This window comes from Finegoldia sp. P3-F-LR, from assembly GCF_052932165.1.
Genome location: NZ_JBRFJE010000052.1, coordinates 1 through 481 on the forward strand (window position 1 = coordinate 1; position 481 = coordinate 481).

Genomic DNA, 481 nt, shown 5'->3' on the forward strand with positions numbered 1-481 from the left:
TGTTTCCTGTTACATCTGTTGTTCTGAAGTAGAATTGTGGTCTGTATCCTGAGAAGAATGGTGTGTGTCTTCCACCTTCTTCTTTTGTTAATACGTATACTTCTGCTTCAAATTTTGTGTGTGGGTGAATTGTTCCAGGTGCTGCTAATACTTGTCCTCTTTCGATGTCTTCTCTTTGTACACCTCTTAGTAATGCTCCGATGTTATCTCCTGCTTCTGCTTCGTCAAGTTGTTTTCTGAACATTTCTACACCTGTTACTACTACTGTTCTTTTTTCTGTTGTAAGTCCTACGATTTCTACGTTGTCTCCTACTTTTACTTTTCCTCTTTCTACTCTACCTGTAGCTACTGTTCCACGTCCTGTGATTGTGAAGATGTCTTCTACTGGCATTAGGAATGGGTGGTCAACGTCTCTTACTGGAGCTGGGATCCATTCGTCTACTTCTTCCATCAATTTCATGATTTTGTCTCCCCATTCTCC

At 40.7% G+C, this 481-nt stretch carries 1 protein-coding gene; it reads right to left on the bottom strand.

The genetic code is table 11. The features are described 5' to 3' along the window. Positions 1–481, bottom strand: a 481-nt coding sequence (locus ACU68U_RS09250) for an EF-Tu/IF-2/RF-3 family GTPase (RefSeq protein ID WP_446763199.1), incomplete at both ends; no start/stop codon positions are given.